Here is a 1,531-nt window from a genome sequence, read left to right on the forward strand (position 1 = left end):
ATTTTTAGGCTCTTTGTCAATAGTTGGGGCGGGTATTCATTTAGAATGCCTGTCCTTTCTTATTTGAGAGGAATTTTAGAAAGATAAATTGGTTTTGAGGGAGTTTGCCTAAAAGTTTGCATGACAAAAAGACCAACGGTAGTTGGGTTCTTTTAAATATAATATTTTATAAAATTTAGTTACAACAATGAAGTATTCTATTTCTAAACCTATCAAAATTTTTAAAGCCGAAGGCATTTCTTTTAATAACTTTAATCTTGTTATTAAATCCTTCTATACAAGCATTTGTGTAAGGAATATCAAAAGAATTAACTATTCCATCGAAATATCTAATATAAGTATCAGCACATTTTTTGAATTCTTTAAGACCACTATTTTGAGCAAGTTTTATCCATTCCTTTAATAAAGTACGAGCTTCCTTAGAAGAAGATGCAGTTTCAGTAATTTTTAATAACTTTTCTTTTAATGCATGAGCAATAGCTAAATCGCTATTATAAGAAAGCATAACATGTAAAGCAGCTTTTGATTCATTATTAAGCAATTCAAATCTTTTAAGAATAAGCTCTTTACTCTTTTTAAAATATTTTCTCAACTTAGTAGATAGTTCTTTTTGTATACGCTTTCTAACTGCTTCTACAGCCCACATAGCATGTCTAATATAATGGAATTTATCAATTACAATAATGGCATTTTTAAAATAAGTTTTAGCTAAATCAATATAAGGTTGCCACATATCACAAATAAAATATTGGACGCTATCGCGGTTTTTAATTTTTTTAAAGTAGTCCGATAGGACGTGTAAATGTCTATCTTTAATAACATCGATAATTTTTCTATTAACAGGGTCAACGATACAACAGTGATATTTAGAACCTCCAGAATTACCTTTAAATTCGTCAATAGCTATAATTTCAGGTAAAGTAGTAGCAGAAGGATAGGAGACATTATTAAAAATGCGCTTTATAGTATCAACAGACAAATTAACTCTTTTAGCTAAACTTGACATACTATAAGTATTAGTAAGCTCTGTTATAACGTACATAGATAAAAGATTAGTGATTCTATAATAACGTGGCAAGAATTCAATATGCTCATAAAATCTTTTACCACAAATATTACAACGATATCTACGCTTTTTAATAACGAGAACAGTAGGTTTTAAGAATAGAGGAATGTGTTTAACACGTTGTATTCTATAATCATGAACTCTACGAGTTTGAGAGTTACAACAAGGGCAAGTATGAGGTTTCTTCTTCATTTCTAAATAAATCTCAAAGCAATTATCTGTATTAAGTATTTTTGTTACAATAACATCTTTAAAACCGAGTAGGTTTTTGATAAAATTATTATTGTGCACTTGTTGGATGCCTCCTTTCAAATTGTGTGTGTGTAATTTATTATATCAGGCATCTAAACAGGTGCATATTTTTTTTTGTAAAAAAATATGCTGGGGCTACGCCCCAACATTTATTATAGAACCTATAAAAATAAATGCTGGGAAGCCCCAGCATTTATTTTTAAATTTCTTTTG

Annotated in this window: 1 protein-coding gene; it reads right to left on the reverse strand. The window is 29.0% G+C overall.

Features of this window, described 5'->3' with window-relative positions; genetic code table 11:
* Positions 1-175: 175 nt before the first annotated feature.
* Entirely contained in the window at positions 176-1,378 is a 1,203-nt protein-coding gene (locus TCEL_RS11395) for an ISL3 family transposase (protein ID WP_242823466.1), read from the reverse strand.
* Positions 1,379-1,531 lie beyond the last annotated feature (153 nt).

The organism is Thermobrachium celere DSM 8682 (assembly GCF_000430995.1).
GTDB classification, from domain to species: domain Bacteria; phylum Bacillota; class Clostridia; order Clostridiales; family Caloramatoraceae; genus Thermobrachium; species Thermobrachium celere.